The 21,957-nt window shown below is 71.3% G+C and carries 16 protein-coding genes; 9 read left to right on the forward strand and 7 right to left on the reverse strand.

Annotated features, from left to right (window positions below; genetic code table 11):
- Positions 1-10 precede the first annotated feature (10 nt).
- The 4 genes from rplI to rpsF form a co-directional block, all read right to left on the reverse strand.
- Positions 11-457, reverse strand: a complete 447-nt coding sequence (gene rplI, locus ABGA99_RS20995) for a 50S ribosomal protein L9 (RefSeq protein WP_347579711.1) — start codon at positions 455-457, stop codon at positions 11-13.
- 19 nt (positions 458-476) lie between these two features.
- On the reverse strand, positions 477-713 hold the full coding sequence (gene rpsR, locus ABGA99_RS21000; RefSeq protein WP_018838794.1) for a 30S ribosomal protein S18: 237 nt from the start codon (positions 711-713) through the stop codon (positions 477-479).
- Positions 714-786: 73 nt separating this feature from the next.
- Positions 787-1,398 carry a single-stranded DNA-binding protein gene (locus ABGA99_RS21005; RefSeq protein ID WP_347579712.1) on the reverse strand — a complete coding sequence of 204 codons (612 nt, stop codon included), beginning with the start codon at positions 1,396-1,398 and terminating at the stop codon, positions 787-789.
- A gap of 137 nt (positions 1,399-1,535) precedes the next feature.
- Positions 1,536-1,826, reverse strand: a complete 291-nt coding sequence (gene rpsF / locus ABGA99_RS21010; RefSeq protein ID WP_347579713.1) for a 30S ribosomal protein S6 — start codon at positions 1,824-1,826, stop codon at positions 1,536-1,538.
- A gap of 294 nt (positions 1,827-2,120) precedes the next feature.
- Between rpsF and ABGA99_RS21015 the strand changes: the two genes are divergently transcribed.
- The 3 genes from ABGA99_RS21015 (at position 2,121) to ABGA99_RS21025 (ending at position 4,819) form a co-directional block, all read left to right on the forward strand.
- Positions 2,121-2,426, forward strand: a complete 306-nt coding sequence (locus ABGA99_RS21015) for a hypothetical protein (protein ID WP_347579714.1) — start codon at positions 2,121-2,123, stop codon at positions 2,424-2,426.
- 158 nt (positions 2,427-2,584) lie between these two features.
- On the forward strand, positions 2,585-3,703 hold the full coding sequence (locus ABGA99_RS21020; RefSeq protein WP_347579715.1) for a peptidoglycan bridge formation glycyltransferase FemA/FemB family protein: 1,119 nt from the start codon (positions 2,585-2,587) through the stop codon (positions 3,701-3,703).
- 84 nt (positions 3,704-3,787) lie between these two features.
- A complete protein-coding gene (locus ABGA99_RS21025; protein ID WP_347583199.1) occupies positions 3,788-4,819 on the forward strand; it encodes an alanine racemase in 1,032 nt (343 codons plus the stop codon).
- 163 nt (positions 4,820-4,982) lie between these two features.
- Here the strand turns inward: ABGA99_RS21025 and ABGA99_RS21030 are convergent, their stop codons facing one another.
- Complete coding sequence (locus tag ABGA99_RS21030; RefSeq protein ID WP_347579716.1) at positions 4,983-6,581, reverse strand: glycosyltransferase 87 family protein; 1,599 nt, start codon at positions 6,579-6,581, stop codon at positions 4,983-4,985.
- A gap of 158 nt (positions 6,582-6,739) precedes the next feature.
- Positions 6,740-9,460, reverse strand: coding sequence for a transglycosylase domain-containing protein (locus ABGA99_RS21035; RefSeq protein WP_347579717.1), 2,721 nt, complete (start codon positions 9,458-9,460; stop codon positions 6,740-6,742).
- A 399-nt stretch (positions 9,461-9,859) separates the two neighbouring features.
- On the opposite strand from ABGA99_RS21035, the gene ABGA99_RS21040 reads away from it, so the two are divergent.
- From ABGA99_RS21040 to ABGA99_RS21050, 3 genes are all read left to right on the forward strand, one after another.
- A complete protein-coding gene (locus ABGA99_RS21040) occupies positions 9,860-10,522 on the forward strand; it encodes a PadR family transcriptional regulator (protein WP_347579718.1) in 663 nt (220 codons plus the stop codon).
- A 47-nt stretch (positions 10,523-10,569) separates the two neighbouring features.
- Positions 10,570-11,652: an inositol-3-phosphate synthase gene (locus ABGA99_RS21045; protein WP_347579719.1), complete on the forward strand. Its 1,083-nt coding sequence runs from the start codon at positions 10,570-10,572 to the stop codon at positions 11,650-11,652.
- A gap of 84 nt (positions 11,653-11,736) precedes the next feature.
- A complete protein-coding gene (locus ABGA99_RS21050; protein WP_347579720.1) occupies positions 11,737-13,071 on the forward strand; it encodes an MFS transporter in 1,335 nt (444 codons plus the stop codon).
- Positions 13,072-13,133: 62 nt separating this feature from the next.
- Here ABGA99_RS21050 and ABGA99_RS21055 read toward each other — a convergent pair whose 3' ends face one another.
- On the reverse strand, positions 13,134-14,594 hold the full coding sequence (locus tag ABGA99_RS21055) for a CCA tRNA nucleotidyltransferase (protein ID WP_347579721.1): 1,461 nt from the start codon (positions 14,592-14,594) through the stop codon (positions 13,134-13,136).
- A 214-nt stretch (positions 14,595-14,808) separates the two neighbouring features.
- Here ABGA99_RS21055 and ABGA99_RS21060 point away from each other — a divergent pair, with 214 nt between their 5' ends.
- The 3 genes from ABGA99_RS21060 (at position 14,809) to ABGA99_RS21070 (ending at position 21,942) form a co-directional block, all read left to right on the forward strand.
- A complete protein-coding gene (locus ABGA99_RS21060) occupies positions 14,809-17,217 on the forward strand; it encodes a DUF6049 family protein (protein ID WP_347579722.1) in 2,409 nt (802 codons plus the stop codon).
- 48 nt (positions 17,218-17,265) lie between these two features.
- On the forward strand, positions 17,266-20,019 hold the full coding sequence (gene murJ / locus ABGA99_RS21065; protein ID WP_347583228.1) for a murein biosynthesis integral membrane protein MurJ: 2,754 nt from the start codon (positions 17,266-17,268) through the stop codon (positions 20,017-20,019).
- 111 nt (positions 20,020-20,130) lie between these two features.
- Complete coding sequence (locus tag ABGA99_RS21070) at positions 20,131-21,942, forward strand: protein kinase family protein (protein ID WP_347583200.1); 1,812 nt, start codon at positions 20,131-20,133, stop codon at positions 21,940-21,942.
- Positions 21,943-21,957 lie beyond the last annotated feature (15 nt).

Genomic DNA, 21,957 nt, shown 5'->3' on the forward strand with positions numbered 1-21,957 from the left:
CCGAGAGGCGTCAGCCGGCCACGACCTCGACGCCGACCTTCGCGTCGACCTCGGGGTGCAGCCGTACGGACACCTGGTGGGCGCCGAGGCTCTTGATCGGCGCGGACAGCTCGATGCGCCGCTTGTCGACGTCCGGGCCGCCGGCCTTCTTGATCGCCGTGGCGATGTCGGCCGGGGTGACGGCGCCGAAGAGGCGGCCGCTGGCGCCGGCGCGCGTGGACAGGCGCACCTGCACGCCCTCCAGCTCCGACTTGACGGCGTTGGCCTGCTCGACCGAGGCGATCTCGCGCAGCTTGCGGCCACGGCGGATCTGCTCGACGTCCTTCTCCCCGCCGCGGGTCCAGCGGATCGCCAGACCGTTGGGGATCAGGTAGTTGCGGGCGTACCCGTCCTTGACCTCGACGACATCGCCCGCGGCACCGAGGCCGGAGACCTCGCCCTTGAGGATGATCTTCATGCTTGGCTCACCCTCCCAGTCAGCGCGCGGTCGAGGTGTAGGGCAGCAGCGCCATTTCCCGGCTGTTCTTCACGGCCGTGGCGACGTCACGCTGGTGCTGGGTGCAGTTGCCGGTGACCCGGCGGGCACGGATCTTGCCGCGGTCGGAGATGAACTTCCGCAGCAGGTTCGTGTCCTTGTAGTCGACGTAGGAGATCTTCTCCTTGCAGAAGACGCAAACCTTCTTCTTCGGCTTGCGCGGAGGCGGCTTCGCCATGATGTCTCTTACTCCAGTGTGATCAAGAAGTGTGGTGTACGAGCACGCTCGTCACGCCCCGGGAAGCCCGGGATCAGAACGGGGGCTCGTCCGAGTAACCGCCGCCCTGGCCGCCCTGACCGCCGCCGGAGTTCCCACCCCAGCTGCCGCCCTGACCGCCCTGCTGACCGCCGCCGCCGGAGGTCGCCCACGGGTCGCCCTGCGGGCCGCCGCCACCCTGGCCGCCCTGGCCGCCGCCGGGGTTTCCGCCCCAGCCGCCGCCCTGGCCGCCCTGCTGGCCACCGCCGCCACCGCCGAAGCCGCCGCCCTGGCCGCCCCTGCCGGTGGTCTTGGTGACCTTGGCGGTGGCGTACCGGAGCGCGGGGCCGATCTCGTCGACCTCCAGCTCCACCACGGTCCGCTTCTCGCCCTGCTGGGTCTCGTACGAACGCTGGCGGAGCCGGCCCTGGGCAACCACGCGCGTGCCGCGCGTCAGCGACTCGGCGACGTTCTCCGCCGCCTGGCGCCAGATCGACGCGCGGAGGAACAGCGGGTCGCCGTCCTTCCACTCGTTGGTCTGCCGGTCGAAGGTCCGGGGCGTCGACGCGATCGTGAAGTTCGCGACGGCCGCGCCGGACGGCGTGAAGCGCAGCTCGGGGTCATCGGTCAGGTTTCCGACGACGGTGATGACGGTCTCGCCTGCCATGTCTTGACCTCTCGCGGTTGCTGCCGGGTGGTGCGGTCTGGCTTGTCAGTGCTGTCGGTTCGGTCTGTTCGGTGGTTACTCGTACGCGGTCCGTCCGTCGCCGGACAGGCCGTACGCGGTTTGCTCGTCGGTTGCCGTCAGTGGATTGCGGGGCGCAGGACCTTGGTCCGCAGCACCGACTCGTTGAGGTTCATCTGCCGGTCGAGCTCCTTGACGACATCGGCCTCGGCCTGGATGTCGATGACCGAGTAGATGCCCTCGGGCTTCTTCTTGATCTCGTAAGCGAGACGACGACGGCCCCAGGTGTCGACCTTCTCCACCTTGCCCGCGGCCTCACGGATCACGGACAGGAAGGACTCGATCAACGGGGAGACTGCACGCTCCTCGAGATCGGGGTCGAGGATGACCATCACCTCGTAGTGACGCATTGTGGAACCCACCTCCTCTGGACTCGGCGGCCACGGTCTCTCCGTGGCAGGAGGTTCTTCATTGCGTCGCAACGGTAGCGCCCGGCACTGACAACCCGGGGCGGCGGCGCCCGAGGGGGCGCCGGTGCGGTGGGATGGCCTGGGCAGACTCCGCTACAGACCGCACACAGTACCCGCAGCGGCCCTTCCGGTTGAAATCCGGCCACGATTACCGGCAATCTGTACACATCGGGTGTGAGCGGCGTCACGTACGACTCTGGAGCCCGCGCCGCCATACGGGCATGGAGGTGCCCTATGCCTCAGGCAGTACAGCCCCCGCAGCGCAACATCGGCCTTTTCGCCCACGACGGCGAATATCACGTGGCCCAGGACACCCTTCTCGCCATCACCCTCGCCGTCGGGGCGATCGCGCTCGTCCTGGCCCAGTGGCGCGGCCTGCACGTGCCCGCGACCTGGGCGGGACTGATCGGGATCGTCACCGGGGCATGGGGACAGATGATCTCCGTGACCACCCGGGAGCGGTTCCTGATCCTCCTGGGGCTGGGGGCGTCCGCCCTCGGCTTCTTCCTGGCGATGGCGCGCGGGGGCTTCTCCCTCTGATCCGTACGCCACCGCCGCATACACCATCGGCGTTCCCGGGTCCGCGCAGCCCCGCGGCTTGGGGCCTTCCCTCCTGGGGCGAGGTACGCCCGCAGTAGGCTTCACCCGCGAGAAGCCTGCCGCACTCGGCAACCCGCCGCAGCACGAGGAGCGCCGCCATGAGCCTGACCCTGCAGCCCATCAGCCGCGAGCAGCATCTGGCGTACATCCGCAGTCTGCCCGCCGCGAGCCACTGCCAGATCCCGGCGTGGGCGGACGTGAAGTCCGAGTGGCGCGCGGAGAACCTGGGCTGGTTCGACGCCGACGGCCGGCAGGTGGGCGCGGCTCTGGTGCTGTACCGGCAGCTGCCGAAGGTGAAGCGGTATCTGGCGTATCTGCCGGAGGGACCGGTCATCGACTGGTACGCGCCGAACCTCGACCAGTGGCTCAACCCGATGCTGGCGCATCTGAAGAGCCAGGGCGCGTTCTCCGTGAAGATGGGCCCGCCGGTGATCATCCGCCGCTGGGAGGCGCCGACGATCAAGGCGGGCATCGCCGACCCCGACGTCAAGCGGCTGCGCGACGTCAACGCGGACGTCGTCGAGCCGCAAGCCTTCGAGGTCGCCGAGCGGCTGCGGCGGATGGGCTGGCAGCAGGGCGAGGACGGCGGTGCGGGCTTCGGCGACGTACAGCCGCGGTACGTCTTCCAGGTACCGCTGGCGGGGCGGTCCCTGGACGAGGTCTTCAAGGGCTTCAACCAGCTCTGGCGGCGCAACGTCAAGAAGGCCGAGAAGGCCGGCGTCGAGGTGGTGCAGGGCGGTCTGGAGCACTTCGGCGAGTGGCAGCGGCTGTACGAGATCACGGCCGAGCGCGACAAGTTCCGGCCCCGGCCGCAGGGGTACTTCGAGCGCATGTGGAAGGTGCTCAACGCCGAGGAGCCGGGCCGCATGCGGCTCTACTTCGCGCTCTACCAGGGCGAGTGCCTGGCGGCGACGACGATGCTGACGGTGGGCGGGCACGTGTGGTACTCGTACGGTGCCTCCGCCAACCACGGGCGCGAGGTGCGGCCGTCGAACGCCATCCAGTGGCAGATGATGAAGGACGCGCACGCCGCCGGCGCGCACGTGTACGACCTGCGCGGCATCGGCGACGCGCTCGTCGACAGCGACCACCTCTTCGGGCTGATCCAGTTCAAGGTGGGCACGGGCGGGCAGGCGGCCGAATACCTGGGCGAGTGGGACTACCCACTGAATAAGCTGCTCCACAAGGCTCTCGACATCTACATGTCCCGCCGCTGACCACGGCGACTTCACGCGAAGCAGCGGACTTGCGCGTGAAGGAAGAGGGCCCCCGACACCGCGAAGGAAGGTACACCGACCGCCATGCCGCTCACGCTCTACGTCGATTCCGCGCGGTGGCGCGCACACCAGCAGCACATCCTGGAGCAGTTCCCCGGACTCGTCCCCGTCTGCAAGGGCAACGGCTACGGCTTCGGCCACGAGCGCCTGGCCGCCGAGGCCGCCCGGCTGGGGGCGAGCCCGCTGGCGGTCGGCACGGTGTACGAGGCGGCGCGGGCGCGCGACTTCGTCAGCGGCGACCTGCTCGTCCTCACCCCCTACCAGCTCACCGAGGAGCCCGTCCCGCTGCCGACGCGGGTGATCCGCACCGTCGCGTCGGTGGACGCGGTGGGGCGGCTGGTCGGGGCCCGGGTCGTCATCGAGGTGATGAGCTCGATGCGCCGGCACGGGGTGACGGAGGAGGAACTGCCGAAGCTGGCGCCGCTGCTGTCGGACGTGACGTTGGAGGGCTTCGCGATCCACCTGCCGCTGGACCGTACGGACGGCTCCAGCGCGGTGGACGAGGTCATCGCGTGGATGGACCGGCTGCGCGCGGCGCGGCTGCCGCTGCACACGATGTACGTCAGTCATCTCAGGGCGGACGAGTTCGAGCAGTTGCAGCGGCAGTTCCCGCAGACGCGCTTCCGGGCGCGGATCGGCACCCGGCTGTGGCTGGGCGACCACGACGCGACGCACTACCGGGGCACGGTGCTGGACGTCACGCGCGTGGCGAAGGGCGACCGCTTCGGCTACCGGCAGCAGAAGGTGTCGGGCGACGGCCACCTGGTGGTGGTCGCCGGCGGTACGTCGCAGGGCGTGGGCCTGGAGGCGCCGAAGGCGATGCACGGGCTGGCGCCGCGGGCGAAGGGTGTGGCGCGGGCGGGGCTGGCGACGGTGAACCGGAACCTGTCGCCGTTCGTGTGGGAGGGCAAGCAGCGCTGGTTCGCGGAGCCGCCGCACATGCAGGTGTCGATCCTGTACCTGCCGGCGGAGTCGTCGGCTCCGGTGCAGGGCGACGAGATGGTCGCGCATCTGCGGCACACGACGACGCAGCCGGACCGGGTGGTGGAACGCTAGCGGTTGCTCGCCGCGTACGGCACGGAGCGTGCCGCGTACGGCGTAGCGCGTACGAAGGGCCCGAAGCCGCGGCTTCGGGCCCTCATCCGTGTCCGGGGCGGGCCGCTCCGGCTGACCAACCGCTCAGAATGCCCGGTCGGACGCCCCTGGCCGCCGGATACCGTCACTCGGTGGGGGACACCCGGCCCGGCTTCACGATCCGTTCCGCTCCCCACCGCACCCGCAGCACCCCAGGCGCTCCGCCCGCTCCCGGTGAACCCGGCCCACCCGGGACCGGCACCCCCGGCACGCCCGGCACGCCCGCCGCGTGCCGCCCGTGGCCGGTCTCGGCGAGCACCCGTACGTCCCGCGCGCGGTCCAGGACGCCGCCGCCGGGATCGTCGTCGCCGAGGCGGCGTACGGGATCGCGGTCCGGCATCACGATGTCGCGTACGACCACCGCGCACAGGTACAGCGTGCCCAGCAGATGCGCGGCGATGGCCACGTGGTAGCCGTCCGGGGGCAGGCCCTTGGCGTCCTCGCCGCCGTTGGTGTAGGCGAGGTAGAGCCAGATACCCAGGTAGTACGCGACCTCGCAGCCCTGCCAGATGAGGAAGTCGCGCCAGCGCGGCCGGGCCAGCGCGGCGAGCGGGATGAGCCACAGTACGTACTGCGGCGAATAGACCTTGTTGGTGACGATGAACAGCGCCACGATCAGGAACGCGAGCTGCGCGAAGCGCGGGCGGCGGGGCGCGGTGAGCGCGAGGGCGCCGATGCCGATGCAGCCGAGGACCATCAGGGCGGCGGCGTAGATGTTGGCGTCGTCCAGGGGCTCGCCGGAGCGCTGGGAGATGATCAGCCAGAACGAGCCGAAGTCGACGCCCCGCTCCTGGCTGAAGGTGTAGAACTTCGCCCAGCCGTCCGGCGCCTTGATCATCACGGGCAGGTTCACGACGAGCCAGGCGCCGGCCGCGGCGGCGGTCGCGGTGGCGAACTGCCGTAGCCGCCCGGCGCGCAGACAGAGCAGCAGCAGCGGCCACAGCAGCAGCACGGGATACAGCTTGGCGGCCGTGGCGAGGCCGAGGAGCACGCCGGCGGCGACGGGCCGGCTGCGGGACCAGGCGAGCATCGCGGCGGCGGTGAGGGCGACGGCGAGCAGGTCCCAGTTGATCGTCGCGGTGAGCGCGAGCGCGGGGGCCAGGGCGACGAGGAGCCCGTCCCAGGGCCGGCGGCGGTGCGTACGGGCGACGCAGACGGCGACGATCGCGACGCAGACCATCAGCATGCCGGCGTTGACGAGCCAGTAGACCTGCTCACGGTGCACGAGGTCGTCGCCGCCCGGGGTGAACCAGGACGCGACCTCCATGAACAGCCCGGTCAGGACCGGGTACTCCAGGAACTCCATCCCGCCGGAGGTCTCCGGCGGGATGCGGTCGAAGTAGGGCGTGAGGTCGTCGGCGAAGCCGCGGCCCTGGTAGAGGTGCGGGATGTCCGAGTAGCAGGCGCGGGTGTACTGCGCGTTCGCGCCGGAGAACCAGGCGCCGTCGTAGCACGGGTACTTCTGCACCATGCCGAGCGCGAACATCCCGATCGCCACGAGCGCGATCACCCGCACCGGAGTCCACCAGGAGCCGCCGAGCAGCGCCCGGCGGCCCAGCGGCCCGCCGAGGAGCTCGCTGCCGCGGGCGGCGATCTCGTCGTGCCGGGTGGGGGCGACGGGCGGCTCGTCCGGCGCCGGGGCGGCGGCCGGCCGCCGGGCCGGGTCGTGGTCCACGCTCGTCATGGGGCCATCCTGCCGTACGGGGACGGGGCGCAGGCGGGCGTACGTCCACCACGCCCGGCGAAACGGGCCGGCCCCGGCCGCGTAGAAGCGACCGGGGCCGAGCGGGGCTCCCGCGCGGACCGCTCAGGAGACGGCGGCAAGGGCCGGGGCGGGGGGCGTCATGGGATCAGTCCTCCGCCGTCGTCGCCGCCGTTTGAACCCCCGTTGCCGTTGCCCCCGCCGTTGTTCTCGCCGGTGGTCGTCTCTCCTGTCGTCTCACCGGTGGTCGTCTCTCCGGTCGTCTCACCGGTCGTCTCCCCGTCCGTCTCACCGCCGGGATCACCCCCGTTGGTCGCGCCGCCGCTCTGGCACTCCAGGTCCCACGGCTCGCACGTCTGGCTGGGCGGGGGCGACGTCGAGGGCGGCGGGCTGCTGGTGGGGTCGTCCGGCTCCTCGGAGGGCTCGGTCTCCGTCGGCTCGGGCTCGATCGACGACTGGGTGGGGCTGGGGACGCCGCCGCCGTCGACCTTCTCGCCCAGCGGACCGGGCTCCGGGAAGTCCTTGACCTCCTCGCCCTCCAGGGCGGCCTTCATGTAGTTGGTCCAGATCTCGGTCGGGATCTGGCCACCGTGGATGGAGTCGAAGCCGCCGGTTCCGTTCATCGACAGCAGTTCCTGCTTCTCGCTGCGCGGATCGGTACGGAAGAGGGTGACGGCCGTGGACAGCTGCGGGGTGTAGCCGACCCACCAGGCGGACTTGTTCTTGTCCGTGGTACCGGTCTTGCCCGCCGCGGGGCGCTCCAGGTCGCGCGCGGCGACGCCGGTGCCGCTGCCGTACTCGCCGTACTCGCCCTCGATGACGTTTTCCTTCATCACCTTCGTGACGGTGTCGGCGACTTCCGCGTCGATGCCGCGCTTCGTGGGGTGCTCGTCGTACCCGTCCAGCTCGTTGCCGTCCTTGACCACCTTCGTCACGGAGTACGGCTCGATGTGCTCGCCGGAGGCGGCGAACGTTCCGTACGCGCTGGCCATGCGGATGGCGCTGGGGGTCGAGGTGCCGATGGAGAACGAGGCGTTGTTGTTCGGGTCCATCGAGTCCTCGAGGATGCCGAGGTTCTCTGCCGTCTCGCGGATGTTGTTCAGCCCCACGTCGATGCCGAGCTGGACGTACGGGGTGTTGATGGACAGCCCGGTGGCCATGTTGAGGTCGACGTAGCCGTAGCTCTTGTCGGCCTCGTTGACCTGCCGGAAGTCATCGCCTCCCGGGCCGGGCATCGGGTCGCCGTTCTGGTCCTTGATGATGACGGCGTTGTTGCCGTTGTACTTGCTCTCCGGTGAGATCGGCCGGCCCTCGCTGAGGTACGTGCCGTTCTCGAAGGCGGACGCGAGGACGAACGGCTTCCAGGTGGAGCCCACGGGGACGCCGAGGGTGTCGGCGTTGTTGGTGAAGTGGTCCTTGTCGAAGCCCTCGCCGCCGTAGAGGGCGACGATCTTCCCCGACGTCGGGTCGACCGAGGCCCCGCCGAACTGGACGTACTTGTCCTTGTCCCGGGTCTTCGGGTCGAGGTACTCCTTGCGGGCGTCGTCGACCGCCTTCTCCATCTGCGCGACCTTCTCCTTGTCGAAGGTCGTGTAGATGCGGTAGCCGCCGCGCTCCAGCGCCTGCTTGTCGATGTTGGAGTTCTTCAGGACGTATCTGTTGGCCGTCTCGATGAGATAGCCCTTCTGTCCTGTCAGACCCGCGCTGGGGTTGTACTTCGCGATCTCGGGGAACTTGTCGTACTTGGCCCGCTCGGCCGGCGACATCATCTTCTTGCCGTCCAGCTCGACCTCGGTCTGCCGGTCGAGGATCCACTCCCAGCGCTCCTTGGCGCGCTTGGTGTTGTCCTCCGGCGAGGCGCCCGGGACGGAGCCGCCCTGGGGGTCGTAGAGGTCGGGACCCTTGAGGACGGCGGCGAGGAAGGCGGACTGGTCGGGTGTGAGGTCCTCGGCGTCGACCCGGAAGTACGCGTGGGCGGCGGCCTGGATGCCGTAGGCGCCGCGGCCGTAGTACGCGGTGTTGAGATAGCCGGCGAGGATGTCGTTCTTGTCGACCTTCGCGCCCACCTTGATGGAGACGAACAGCTCCTTGACCTTGCGGGAGAGCGTCTGCGACTGGTCGTTGAGCATGGCGTTCTTCACATACTGCTGGGTGATGGTCGAGCCGCTCTGGGTGGAGCCGCCGCCTGCCATGTTGAGGACGGCGCGGGTGATGCCCTTGGGGTCGATGCCCGGGTCGGAGTAGAAGGTGGCGTTCTCCGCGGCGATGACCGCGTTCTGCATCTCCTTCGGGATGTCCTCCAGATCGACCTCCTGGCGGTTCTTCTCGCCGCCGTACGTGGCCATCTGGGTGCCGTCGGACCAGTAGTAGACGTTGTTCTGCGCCATGGCGGCATCGGCGACCTTGGGCACGGTCACCAGCATGTAGCCGAGGATGAACAGGCCGACGAGCAGGCCGAAGCCGAGCACGCACATCCCCGTGACCTGCTTCCAGGAGGGGAGCCAGCGGCGCAGGCCGGTGTGGTTGGAGCGGGGGTAGTCGATGAACCGCTTCCGCTGCGGCGGCTCGGGGCGGCGCCTGCGGCGCGGGCCGTCGTAGCCGCCGGCGGCGGAGTGGCTGCGGCCGTGTCCGGCCGCGCCGGCCGCCGCGCCCGCCGCGGCACCCGCGCCGGCTCCGGCACCCGCGCCGTAGCCGGCGTTCCCGTCGGGGGCTCTCCTCCGGCCGCCCCCGCCGCCCCCGGCGGCCCGGCGGCCGGCCGTGGCCCCCCCGTCCGCGCCGGGCGTCCCGCGGCGGCCGGAGTGCGCGCCGTGACGGCCTCCTCCGCGGCCGCTGTTCGGCGGCTTGCGACGGTGCTCGCTCATGAAGGGACTACTCCTCGAACAGGTGGCATCGCCTGTAGGCGTTTTCTGTCAGCCGGTCCCCCCGATGCACGACCGGTTCTCTGTCCTCTGGCAACCAGCCGCACTGTACCGAGGACGAAGACGTCCGCATGCGGCTCTCGGTTCCCTTCGGACAGCATGCGGAACAGAGTACGCACCGGCGTTGCCCGCTTTGCGCCGGGTATTACGCGCTTTACCGGACACTTCGGCGCGCCCGGCCAGGCCGATGTGACGCCGTTCACAGAACCCCGGCTTGCTGCTGCCCGAGCCCCGTCCTATCGTTTGGATGTATCGAGTCGATACATCAGCACGACACATCGGTGCGACACATCGGCCCGGTATCACCAGAGCGGGACATCCGCGGTACGGAAGGAGGCGGCGATGAGCAGGCGCTCAGGCATCCTGGAATTCGCCATCCTCGGTCTGCTCCGCGAGTCCCCCATGCACGGCTACGAGCTGCGCAAGCGGCTCAACAGCTCGCTGGGGGTGTTCCGCGCGTTCAGCTACGGCAGCCTCTATCCCTGCCTGAAGACTCTCGTCGCACAGGGATGGCTGACGGAGGAGACCGCTTCTGCACCCCAGGACGGTCCCGCCGTACCGCTGGCGGGCCGGCGCGCCAAGATCGTCTACCGGCTGACGGCCGAGGGCAAGGAGCACTTCGAGGAGCTGCTCGCCCAGACCGGGCCCGAGGCGTGGGAGGACGAGCACTTCGGCGTCCGCTTCGCCTTCTTCGGCCAGACGTCGCGTGACGTACGGGTCCGGGTGCTCGAAGGCCGGCGCAGCCGGCTGGAGGAGCGCCTGGACAAGATGCGCACGTCGCTGTCGCGCACGCGCGAGCGACTCGACGACTACACCCTGGAGCTTCAGCGGCATGGGATGGAGTCCGTCGAGCGCGAGGTGCGCTGGCTCACCGAGCTGATCGAGAGCGAACGGGCGGGGCGCGACGAGCGCCCTTCGGGGAACGCCGGTTCGGAAGAGACGGGCGGCCTGCCCCGTGACCGGGACAGCACCCGGCCGGATCCGTCCGACGACACCGCCATCTGAGGCCCTGCCCTGGCACGGCCTCAACGAAAAACAGGGAGCAACCGTCAATGGGTTCGGTACGTGTAGCCATCGTCGGCGTGGGCAACTGCGCCGCGTCTCTCGTGCAGGGCGTCGAGTTCTACAAGGACGCCGCCCCGGGCAGCCGGGTGCCCGGGCTGATGCACGTCCAGTTCGGGGACTACCACGTCCGTGACGTCGAGTTCGTCGCGGCGTTCGACGTCGACGCCAAGAAGGTGGGCCTCGACCTCGCCGACGCCATCGGGGCGAGCGAGAACAACACCATCAAGATCTGCGACGTGCCCAACAGCGGCGTGACCGTGCAGCGCGGCCACACCCTCGACGGCCTCGGGCGCTACTACCGCGAGACGATCGAGGAGTCCGCCGAGGAGCCCGTCGACGTCGTCCAGGTGCTGCGGGACCGGCAGGTCGACGTGCTGGTCTGCTACCTGCCGGTGGGCTCCGAGGACGCCGCGAAGTTCTACGCGCAGTGCGCCATCGACGCCGGCGTGGGCTTCGTCAACGCGCTGCCGGTGTTCATCGCGGGCACCAAGGAGTGGGCGGACAAGTTCACCGCGGCGGGCGTGCCGATCGTCGGCGACGACATCAAGTCGCAGGTCGGCGCCACCATCACCCACCGCGTCATGGCGAAGCTCTTCGAGGACCGGGGCGTGATCCTGGACCGCACGATGCAGCTCAACGTCGGCGGCAACATGGACTTCAAGAACATGCTGGAGCGCGACCGGCTGGAGTCCAAGAAGATCTCCAAGACCCAGGCCGTCACCTCCCAGATCCCCGACCGCGAGCTGGGCGAGCACAACGTGCACATCGGCCCGTCGGACTACGTCGCCTGGCTCGACGACCGCAAGTGGGCGTACGTGCGCCTGGAGGGCCGCGCCTTCGGCGAGGTGCCCCTCAACCTGGAGTACAAGCTGGAGGTCTGGGACTCGCCGAACTCCGCGGGCATCATCATCGACGCGCTGCGCGCCGCGAAGATCGCCAAGGACCGCGGCATCGGCGGCCCGGTGCTCTCGGCGTCCTCGTACTTCATGAAGTCCCCGCCCGTGCAGTACTTCGACGACGAGGCGCGGGAGAGCGTGGAGAAGTTCATCCGCGGTGAAGTGGAGCGCTGAGCACCACCCCACCGCCGACGACTCGCCGTCTTCAGGGGCCCCGGGCTGCAGCCCGGGGCCCCTGGGCATGTGATGCTGAACGCCATGCCCGTTGTCCGCGACCTCCGCAGCCTGCTGCGACTGCACGGCTTCCGCCGGCTGCTGGCCGTACGGCTGCTCTCCCAGGGCGCCGACGGCGTCTACCAGGTGGCGCTGGCCGCGTACGTGGTCTTCTCCCCCGAGCGGCAGACCTCGCCGGCCGCCATCGCCTCGGCGATGGCCGTGCTGCTGCTGCCGTACTCGATCGTCGGCCCCTTCGCGGGCGTGCTGCTGGACCGCTGGCGGCGCCGTCAGGTGCTGCTGTACGGGAATCTGCTGCGCACCGTCTTCGCCGCTGGCACGGCGGCGCTGCTGCTGGCCGGGGTGCCGGACTGGCTGTTCTATCTGTCCGCGCTCTCCGTCACCGCCGTCAACCGCTTCGTGCTGTCCGGGCTCTCCGCCGCGCTGCCGCGCGTGGTGGACACCGACGAGCAGCTCGTGGTCGGCAACTCCCTGTCGCCGACCGCGGGCACCCTCGCCGCCACGGCCGGCGGTGGCGTCGCCTTCCTCGTCGGGCTGGCCGGGCCGAAGGGGGGCACGGCGGACGCGATAACGGTGCTGGTCGGCTCGGGGCTGTATCTCTGCGCGGCCCTGGCGTCGCTGCGGATGGCGCCGGGGGCGCTGGGGCCGGACCCGGAGCTGGTGCTGCCGCGGATACGGGCGGCGGTCGCCAGCACCGCGCGCGGGCTCGTCGCGGGGGTACGGCATCTGGGTGAGCGGCGCGAGGCCGCACAGGCGCTGTCCGCCATGGGCCTGATGCGCTTCTGCTTCGGGGCGCTGACCGTGATGCTGCTGATGCTGTGCCGCTACGCCTGGTCCGACGGTGAGGACGACGGCATGGCGCTGCTCGGCGTGGCCGTCGGACTGTCGGGGCTGGGGTTCTTCGTCGCGGCGGTGGTGACGCCGTCCCTGGTGACGCGGCTGGGCCGGACCGGCTGGATGACGCTGTGCGCCGCGCTGGCGGCGGTGCTGACGCCGGTGCTGGCGCTGTCCTTCGCGCCGGGTCCGATGCTGGTCGCGGCGTTCGTCCTCGGGGCGACCACGCAGGGCGTCAAGATCACGACGGACACGGTGGTGCAGTCGTCGGTGGACGACGCCTATCGGGGCCGGGTCTTCTCCCTCTACGACATGCTCTTCAACGTCGCCTTCGTGGGCGCCGCGGGGGCCGCGGCGGCACTGCTGCCCGCGGACGGGCGCTCGGCTGTGCTGGTGGTGGGAGTCTCGGTGATCTTCGCGGGCATCGCCTTGTCGATGTTTCACGTGAAACACGCGCCCGCGGAGAAAGGGCAGCCACCGGTTCTGGAGGGTGGCGCCGAGTCGCATGTTTCACGTGAAACGTGACGGCCGTGCCCACGGCGGTGCCGCCGTCTCCGTACGCCCAGGCGCCTGCGGGCCCGTAGAACCTAGGCCGGCGGGTTCTGCTCCGCCCACCACGCGCGCAGCGCCTCGACAGCGGCCTCGTGCCCCATCGGTCCGTGTTCCAGCCGCAGCTCCAGCATGTGCCGGTACGCGCCGCCGACCGCAGGCCCGGGGCCGATGCCGAGGATCTTCATGATCTCGTTGCCGTCGAGGTCCGGGCGGATCGCGTCCAGCTCCTCCTGCGCCTGCAGCCGGACGATGCGCTCCTCCAGCCCGTCATACGCGCGCTGCAGGGCCAGCGCCTTGCGCTTGTTGCGCGTGGTGCAGTCGGAGCGGGTCAGCTTGTGCAGCCGGTCCAGCAGCGGCCCGGCATCCCGCACGTAGCGGCGCACCGCGGAGTCGGTCCACTCGCCGGTGCCGTAGCCGTGGAAGCGCAGGTGCAGCTCGACCAGCCGGGAGACGTCCTTGATCTGGTCGTTGGGGTACTTCAGCTTCGTCATCCGGGCCTTGGTCATCTTCGCGCCCACCACCTCGTGGTGGTGGAAGGAGACCCGGCCGTCCTTCTCGAAGCGGCGCGTGCGCGGCTTGCCGATGTCGTGGAGCAGCGCCGCGAGCCGCAGCACCAGGTCGGGCCCGTTCTCCTCCAGCGCGACGGCCTGCTCCAGCACGATCAGGGAGTGCTCGTAGACGTCCTTGTGCCGATGGTGCTCGTCGCGCTCCAGCCGCAGCGCGGGCAGCTCCGGCAGCACGTGCTCGGCCAGCCCGGTGTCGACGAGCAGATGCAGTCCCAGGCGCGGGCGGGGGGCCAGGAGCAGCTTGTTCAGCTCGTCCCTCACCCGCTCGGCGGACACGATCTCGATGCGCGCGGCCATGTCCGTCATCGCCGCGACGACCTCCGGCGCCAGCTCGAAGCCCAACTGGGCCGCGAACCGCGCGGCCCGCATCATCCGCAGCGGGTCGTCACCGAAGGACTCCTGCGGCGTGCCGGGGGTGCGCAGCACCTGGGCCGCCAGATCGTCCAGCCCGCCGTGCGGGTCGACGAACTCCTTCTCCGGCAGCGCCACGGCCATCGCGTTGACCGTGAAGTCCCGGCGGACGAGGTCCTCCTCGATGGAGTCGCCGTAGGACACCTCGGGCTTGCGGGACGTCCGGTCGTACGCCTCGGAGCGGTACGTGGTGATCTCGATCTGCAGATCGCCCTTGCGGCAGCCGACGGTGCCGAACGCGATGCCGACCTCCCACACCGCGTCGGCCCACGGCCGGACGATGTCGAGCACCCGCTCCGGGCGGGCGTCGGTGGTGAAGTCGAGGTCGTTGCCGAGCCGGCCGAGCAGCGCGTCCCGTACGGAGCCGCCCACCAGCGCCAGCCGGGCGCCTTGGTCCTGGAAGCGGTGCGCCAGGTCGTCGGCGACGGGGGAGACGCGCAGCAGTTCGCTGACGGCGCTGCGCTGGGCACGGCTGAGCGTGGCCTGCTGGGTTCGGTGGTCTTCGCGGGCATTCGGCACAACAGAACAGGGTACGGCCCGCGCGCCGCGGGACCGCAACTGGCCACCCTCCGCGGCCTCTCCGTACGGCCCCGGTGCCGATCGGGTGGCGGGCCGCCCGGGGGTTGACGCGGTCCCCGCCACCCGGCGTCCCGTACCTCGTTACCATCGGGGTCCAAGGCAGGCGGCACAAGGCCGCGGGCCGGGCACGAGGACGACGAGGACGGGCGAGCGCGTGGCCGAGCTGGCACATTTGACCGGGTCTCCGGACCGCCCTCCCGCCCGTCTCCCGGTCCACCGGCGGCTGCTGACCGCCCTGCTGCTCGTGGCGCTGCTGCTGCCGGCCGCACTCGTGCAGGTGCCGACGGCCGGCAAGGCCCACGCGCAGCCGTCCGGGTCCCGCTCGGTGAACGTGTCCGTGGACTATCTGAATCCCTCCGTCCCCTCCGGCGGCGACAACCTCACGGTCTCCGGCAAGGTCACCAACAGGACCGACGCCAAGATCACCGACCCGCATGTCTCCCTGCGCCTCAGCGGCCCGCTGACGAGCCGCAGCGAGGTCACCCAGGCCACCGAGCGCACGGGCTGGATCTCGGAGTACGACGGGACCGAGATCGACGGCCCCGGCACCGAGGAGCTGAAGAGCCTGGCCCCCGGCATGAGCCGCGACTTCAGCCTGACGATCCCCGTGAACCGGCTGCCGCTGGACGCGCCCGGCGTCTACCAGCTCGCGGTCTCCCTCAGCGGCACCTCCGCCGACGCCGGCTACGAGCAGGTGCTCGGCATCGAGCACACCTTCCTGCCCTGGCAGCCCGACGACCTGTCGACCAAGACCCGGCTCACCTTCGTCTGGCCCGTCATCGCCACCCCCCAGCTCACCGCGCGCACCGAGGCGGACGAGCAGCAGACCCCCGTGCTCGCCAGCGACCGCCTGCTGGAGCAGATGGAGCCCGGCGGCCGGCTGCAGCAGATGGTCGCGCTCGGCGAGGAGCTGCCCGTGACCTGGGTCCTCGACCCGGACCTGCTCGCCACGGCGTCCGCGATGACGGAGGCGTACAACGTGGTGGGCGAGGACGGCAGGACCGTCCCCGGCAAGGGCCAGGCCACCGCCCGGCAGTGGCTGGCCGACCTGCAGAACGCCGTGAAGGGCCGCGAGGTCGTCGCGCTGCCCTTCGGCGACCCCGACCTCGCCTCCGTCGCCCACCGCGGCCGCAAGGTCCCCGGCACGCTCGACCAGCTCGGCGACGCCACCACCCTGGCCCGTAAGACCGTGGAGTCGGTCCTGCACCTGGAGCCGGAGACCGACCTCGCCTGGCCCGCCGAGGGCGCGATCGACAAGCGGATCGTCGGCGTCGCGGGCGCGGCCGGGGCGCAGTGGATCCTCTCGCGCAGCGACAGCATGACCGAGAGCGGCCTGTCGTACACGCCGACCGCGGCCCGCCCCATCGGCGGCGGCAGGACGGTGCTGGTGGCCGACGCACAGCTCTCCCGGGCCTTCGAGGGGGACATGAGCCGGGCGGAGACGTACTCCCTGGCCATCCAGGAGTTCCTGGCCCAGACCCTCGTGACGACGCTGCAGCAGCCGAATCTGCAGCGCAGCATCGTGGTCGCCCCGCAGCGCACCCCCACGCTCGGCCAGGTGCAGGCGATGGCGGAGGCGCTCGGCGACCTCGACACCAACACGTGGATGACGCCGCTGAACCTCAGCAGCGCCGCGGTGGAGCCGGCGGACCCGGGCGCCAACCGCGTGGTGCCCTCCACCGGTGCGTACCCGAAGAAGCTGCGGAAGCAGGAGATCCCCCGCGAGGCCTTCGAGCGGATCCTGGACACCCGGCACCACCTCGACAACTTCTCCGAGATCCTCGACAACAGCCTCCGGGTCACCGTGCCCTTCGGCAACGCGCTGCTGCGCGAGATGTCCACGCAGTGGCGCGGGCGCAAGACGGAGGCGGAGGCGTTCCGGCGGGAGGTGCAGGGCTACCTGGAGGACATCACCTCGCAGGTGCAGCTCATCGACAAGTCGGACCTCACCCTGTCCGGCAACAGCGGCACGATCCCGGTGACGGTGCAGAACAACCTGGTGCAGAACGTCCGCGGGCTGGAGCTGCGGCTGACGTCGGACGTGCCCAGCCGGCTGCGGATCGAGGAGGACCGGCAGTCCATCGAGGTGGCGGGCGGCCACAGCACCTCGGTGAAGTTCGAGGCGTCCGCGCGGGCCAGCGGCCCGGTGACCATCACGGCCCAGCTCTACACCGCGGACGGCAAGCGCTTCGGCGAGTCGAAGACCTTCCAGGTGGACGTGACGTCCATCACCTCCACGGTGCTGCTCGTCATCGGCGCCGGGATTCTGCTGCTCGTCCTCGCCGGGGTTCGCATGTACTCGCAGCGCAAGCGCGCCGCCCGGGCGGCCGAGGATGGCGAAGGAGCGGACGGGAACGGGGAAGAGGACGGAAACGGGGACGGGGGCGACGGGACCGGCGGTGCCGGGAGCCCGGAGGACTCGGCTGATCCCGGTAGCGACGGCGATACCGGGGAAGCCGACAAGGAGGCACACGGACCGCACCTCACCGGGGGCGATCACACCGACGACACCGACACGGAAAGCGGTGCCCGGTCGGGTGCCAGTGAGAGAGTGGAGCGGTGAGAGCGATCAGGCCGTTTCCAGGCCGGCCATGACCCTTGTGGGGTGTCGATGAACGCGCCGTACGACGGTGACCGCAGTCAGGGCACCGGCGATCCCGCGAACCTGCCGCCCGCCGGGTCGCCTCCGCATGCCCACCCGCAGCCCCCGGCCGACCAGCAGAACGCCGATCCGTACGCGCCCGACCCGTACGCACAGCCCGCCCAGGACCCGTACGCGCCGTACCCCCAGGAGCACTACGCCCCGCCCGCCGCCGACCCGTACGCGCAGAGCGGCCCGGGCCACTACGCGCACCCCGCCGCGCCCGACCCCTACGCGCAGCACGCGCCCCCGGCCCAGGACCCGTACGCGCAGCCCGGTCAGCACGGTCAGCCGCCTCCCTACGGGCAGCCGCAGCCGCCGCAGCACGGCGGGCACCCCCAGCAGGGCCACCCCGGTCAGTACGGCCAGCACGCGCCCTCCGCGCACCAGGGGCAGCAGCACGGGGGCCCGTACGCGCCCGACCCGTACGGCCGGCAGGGTCAGGACCCGTACGGCCAGGCCGCCGACCCGTATGCCGGTGACCCCCAGGCCCCCGCACCGCAGCAGCCGCACGACCCCCGCTCCCCGTACCAGCAGAGCGACCCCCGGGACCCGCACTACCCGCAGCAGCCGCACCACCCCCAGGGCGGGCAGCCGCAGCACCCGCACGCCGACCCCCGGGACCCGTACGGCCAGGCAGCCGCCGCCCAAGCGGCCCCCTACCCCCAGGACCCGTACCTCCAGGACGCCTACGCGCCCGACCCGTACCAGCAGCGCGCCGACCCCCTCGGCGACGCGCTCTACGACCACGCCGCGCACCCCCCGCCGCCCGCGGGCAGCCAGCCCGCCGCTCAGCCGCCGTACCAGCAGCCGCCCTCGCCGCACTACCGCCCGGACCCCCGCCAGTGGGCCGACCCGCCCGCGCCCGAGCCCGACGGCCCCACCCGGCATCTGCACTACGGCGACCAGACCACGCAGTTCGTCGGCGTCGACGACCTCGTCACCGGGGCCGGCCGGCCGGCGCAGCCGGAGCCGGACGCCTTCGCCCACCTCTTCCGCGACCAGCGCGCCCCGCAGCCGCCGGCGATGGGCCTCCAGCCGCAGCCCGCGGCGCCCGCGCCCGTACCGCCGCAGCGCCGTGGCGGCCGGGTCGCGAGCCTGGCGCGCTCCAGCGCCGTCATGGCCGCCGGGACGCTCGTCTCGCGCATCACGGGGTTCCTGCGCACGCTGGTGATCTCCGCGGCCCTCGGCGTCGCGGTCCTCGGCGACACCTATACCGTCGCGTACACGCTGCCGACGATGATCTACATCCTCACCATCGGCGGCGGCCTCAACTCCGTCTTCGTCCCGCAGCTCGTGCGCGCGATGAAGAACGACCCCGACGGCGGCATCGCCTACGCCAACAGGCTGCTGACCCTCGTCTCGGTCATCCTCGGCGGGATGGTGCTCGTCGCCGTGTTCGCCGCCCCGCTGCTCATCCGCGCGATGTCGGTGAAGATCGCCGACAACCCGCACTCCAACGAGGTCGCGATCACCTTCGCGCAGTACTGCCTGCCCACCATCTTCTTCATGGGCATCCACGTGGTGATGGGGCAGATCCTCAACGCGCGCGGCAGCTTCGGCCCGATGATGTGGACCCCGGTCCTCAACAACATCGTCATCATCGCCACCTTCGGCCTCTTCCTCTGGGTCTACGGCACCTCCGACTCCTCGGCGATGGACGAGACCACCATCCCGGCGGAGGGCGTACGGCTCCTCGGCGTGGGCACGCTCCTGGGCCTCGTGGTGCAGTCGCTGGCGATGATCCCGTACCTGCGGCAGACGGGCTTCAAGATCCGGCCGCGCTTCGACTGGAAGGGCCACGGCCTCGGCAAGGCGGCCAAGCTCGCCAAGTGGACGTTCCTCTTCGTCCTCGCCAACCAGGCCGGCATGCTCGTCGTCACGCAGCTCGCCACCTGGGCCGGCGAGTCCGCCGCCGAGGTGGGCCACAAGGGCACCGGCATCATGGCCTTCCAGAACGCGCTGCTGATCTGGCAGATGCCGCAGGCGATCATCACGGTGTCGGTGATGGCCGCGATGCTGCCGCGCATCTCCCGGGCCGCCTCCGACGGCGACCCCCACGCGGTGCGCGACGACATCTCGCACGGCCTGCGGACCTCGGCCGTCGCCATCGTGCCGATCGCCTTCGCGCTCGTCGCGCTCGGCATCCCGATGTGCACCCTGCTGTTCGCCGCCGTCGGCAGCGACGCCGCCACCTCGATCGGGTACGTCCTGATGGCCTTCGGCCTCGGGCTGATCCCCTTCTCCGTGCAGTACGTCGTCCTGCGCGGCTTCTATGCCTACGAGGACACCCGCACGCCCTTCTACAACACGCTGATCGTCGCCGCGGTCTTCGCGACCGGCTCGGTGATCTCCTTCGTCCTGCTGCCCGACCGGCACGCGGTCATCGGCATGGCCGCCTGCTACGGCGTCGCGTACACGGTCGGCGTCGGCGTCGCCTGGCGGCGGCTGAAGCAGCGGATGGGGACCAACGACCTGGACGGCGCCCACGTCGTCCGCACGTACGCCCGCCTCATCGGCGCCAGCATCCCGGCGGCGCTCGCCGGCGGCGCGGCGGCGTGGGCCGTGACCGACAAGCTCGGCGAGGGCGTCACGGGGTCCCTCGCCGCGCTCCTCGCCGGCTCGCTCGCCCTCGGCGCGATCTTCGTCGTCGCGGCCCGGCGGATGCGGATCCAGGAGCTGAACGCGATGATGGGGATGGTCCGCGGCCGCCTCGGCCGGTAACCGGGGGCACAACCTTCCGTCATCGCCGTGTGTCGTGGATGACGTGAGGCTGTGGGCACAATTGTCATGGCGCGGCTGTAAGACACGAGAGTTGGGGAGGCAGGAACGGCGGTGGCGGAACGGAGCACGGCAGCCGTCGACGACTCGGCGGCCGACCGCAGGGATGCGGCCGACACGACGGACGCGGCGGACACGGAAGATCCAACGGGCGCTGCGGAGACGTCCGCTGCCGGGGCTCCTGCCGCGGCAGCCCCCGGCGCCGCGGAAGCCACCGACACGGAAGCCGGAGAGCCGCAGCCGGCCGCCGGGGAGCCTCCCGCCGCGGACGCCCCGTCCGCGGAGCCACCGGCGCCCGAGGCACCGCCCCGGGCCGGGGTTCCCGTCGCCGACATGCACAGCGGCCACAAACTGGCCGACCGCTACCGGCTGGAGGAGTGCGTCACCCGGCTCGACGGCTTCAGCAGTTGGCGCGCGGTCGACGAGAAGCTCCGCCGCGCCGTCGGCGTCCATGTCCTGGCCGCCGGGCACGACCACGCCGAGGCGGTCCTCGACGCCGCCCGCGCCGCGGCCCTCATCGGCGACCCGCGCTTCGTCCAGGTCCTCGACGCCGTCGAGGAGGACAACGTCGTCTACGTGGTCCACGAATGGCTCCCCGACGCAACCGAGTTGTCCACGCTGCTCGCCGGTGGCGCGCCGATAGAGCCGCACGAGGCGTACGAACTCGTCACGCAGGTCTCCCAGGCGCTGGCCGCCGCCCATCGCAAGGATCTCGCGCACCTGAGGCTGACGCCGTCCGCCGTGCTGCGGACCGGCAGCGGGCAGTGGCGCATCCGCGGGCTGTCCGTCCACGCGGCGCTGCACGGCACCGAGGCGGACGACCCGCAGCGCACCGACACCGAGGCCGTCGGCGCGCTGCTGTACGCCGCGCTGACGGGCCGTTGGCCGTACGAGGGGGACGCCTACGGGCTGGCCGGGCTGCCCAAGCACGTCGGCCTCATCGCGCCGGAGAAGGTGCGCGCGGGGGTGCACCGCGGGCTGTCGGAGCTGGCCATGCGCGCGCTCGCGGCCGGCTCCCCCGGCACCGCGGCGCATCCGCGGCCGTGTACGACGTCCGCGGAGCTGAGCGCCGCGTGCGCCGAGCTGCCGCGCATCCGTCCCCCGGAGCCGCAGTACCCGCGGCCCGCGCCGTACCAGCAGACGACGTACCAGCAGGGCTACGCACAGAGCGGTGCCCGCCCCGGCGGGCCCGCCGCGCGTCCCGCCACCGCCGTGCCGCCGCCCGCCCCGCCCACGCTGCCGGGGCGCACCGGGAAGGCGGTGAAGTGGTGCGTGTCCGTGCTGCTGATCGTCGCGCTCGCCCTCGGCAGTTGGCAGCTCGCCGACGCCCTCATCAACCACGACGGGCGGAGCGGCGACACCGGGAACTCCGCGGCCCAGCCCGGCGGGGGCGGGGGCTCCGGCGGCGGCCGCGAGGGCGGCAAGCCGGTGGAGATCGAGAGCGCCCGGGACTTCGACCCGTACGGCACCGGCAGCGAGTCCCCGAGCAGCGTCTCCGCAGCCTACGACTCCGACCCGTCGAGCTACTGGGAGACCAAGTGGTACACCAGCGCGGTCTTCGGGAACCTCAAGGAGGGCGTGGGCCTGGTCCTGGATCTCGGTGAGCCCCAGCGCGTCGGCAGCGTGAAGGTGTCCCTCATCGGCGACACCAAACTGACGGCCATGGCCACCCCGCAGGACGCGCAGTCGATGCCGACGGACCTCTCCGGCTTCGAGGAGTTCGACGCCGCGGGCGGCACCAATCTCACGCTCAAGCCCACCAAGCCGGTCGTCACCCAGTACGTTCTGCTGTGGCTCACGGAGATTCCGCCGTCGAACGAGGGCAACTTCCGTGGCAAGATCTCCGACATCCAGATTCGGAGTTGAGCGACAGTACTCGAC

It is taken from the genome of Streptomyces sp. B5E4, from assembly GCF_039871555.1.
Classification (GTDB): Bacteria; Actinomycetota; Actinomycetes; order Streptomycetales; family Streptomycetaceae; genus Streptomyces.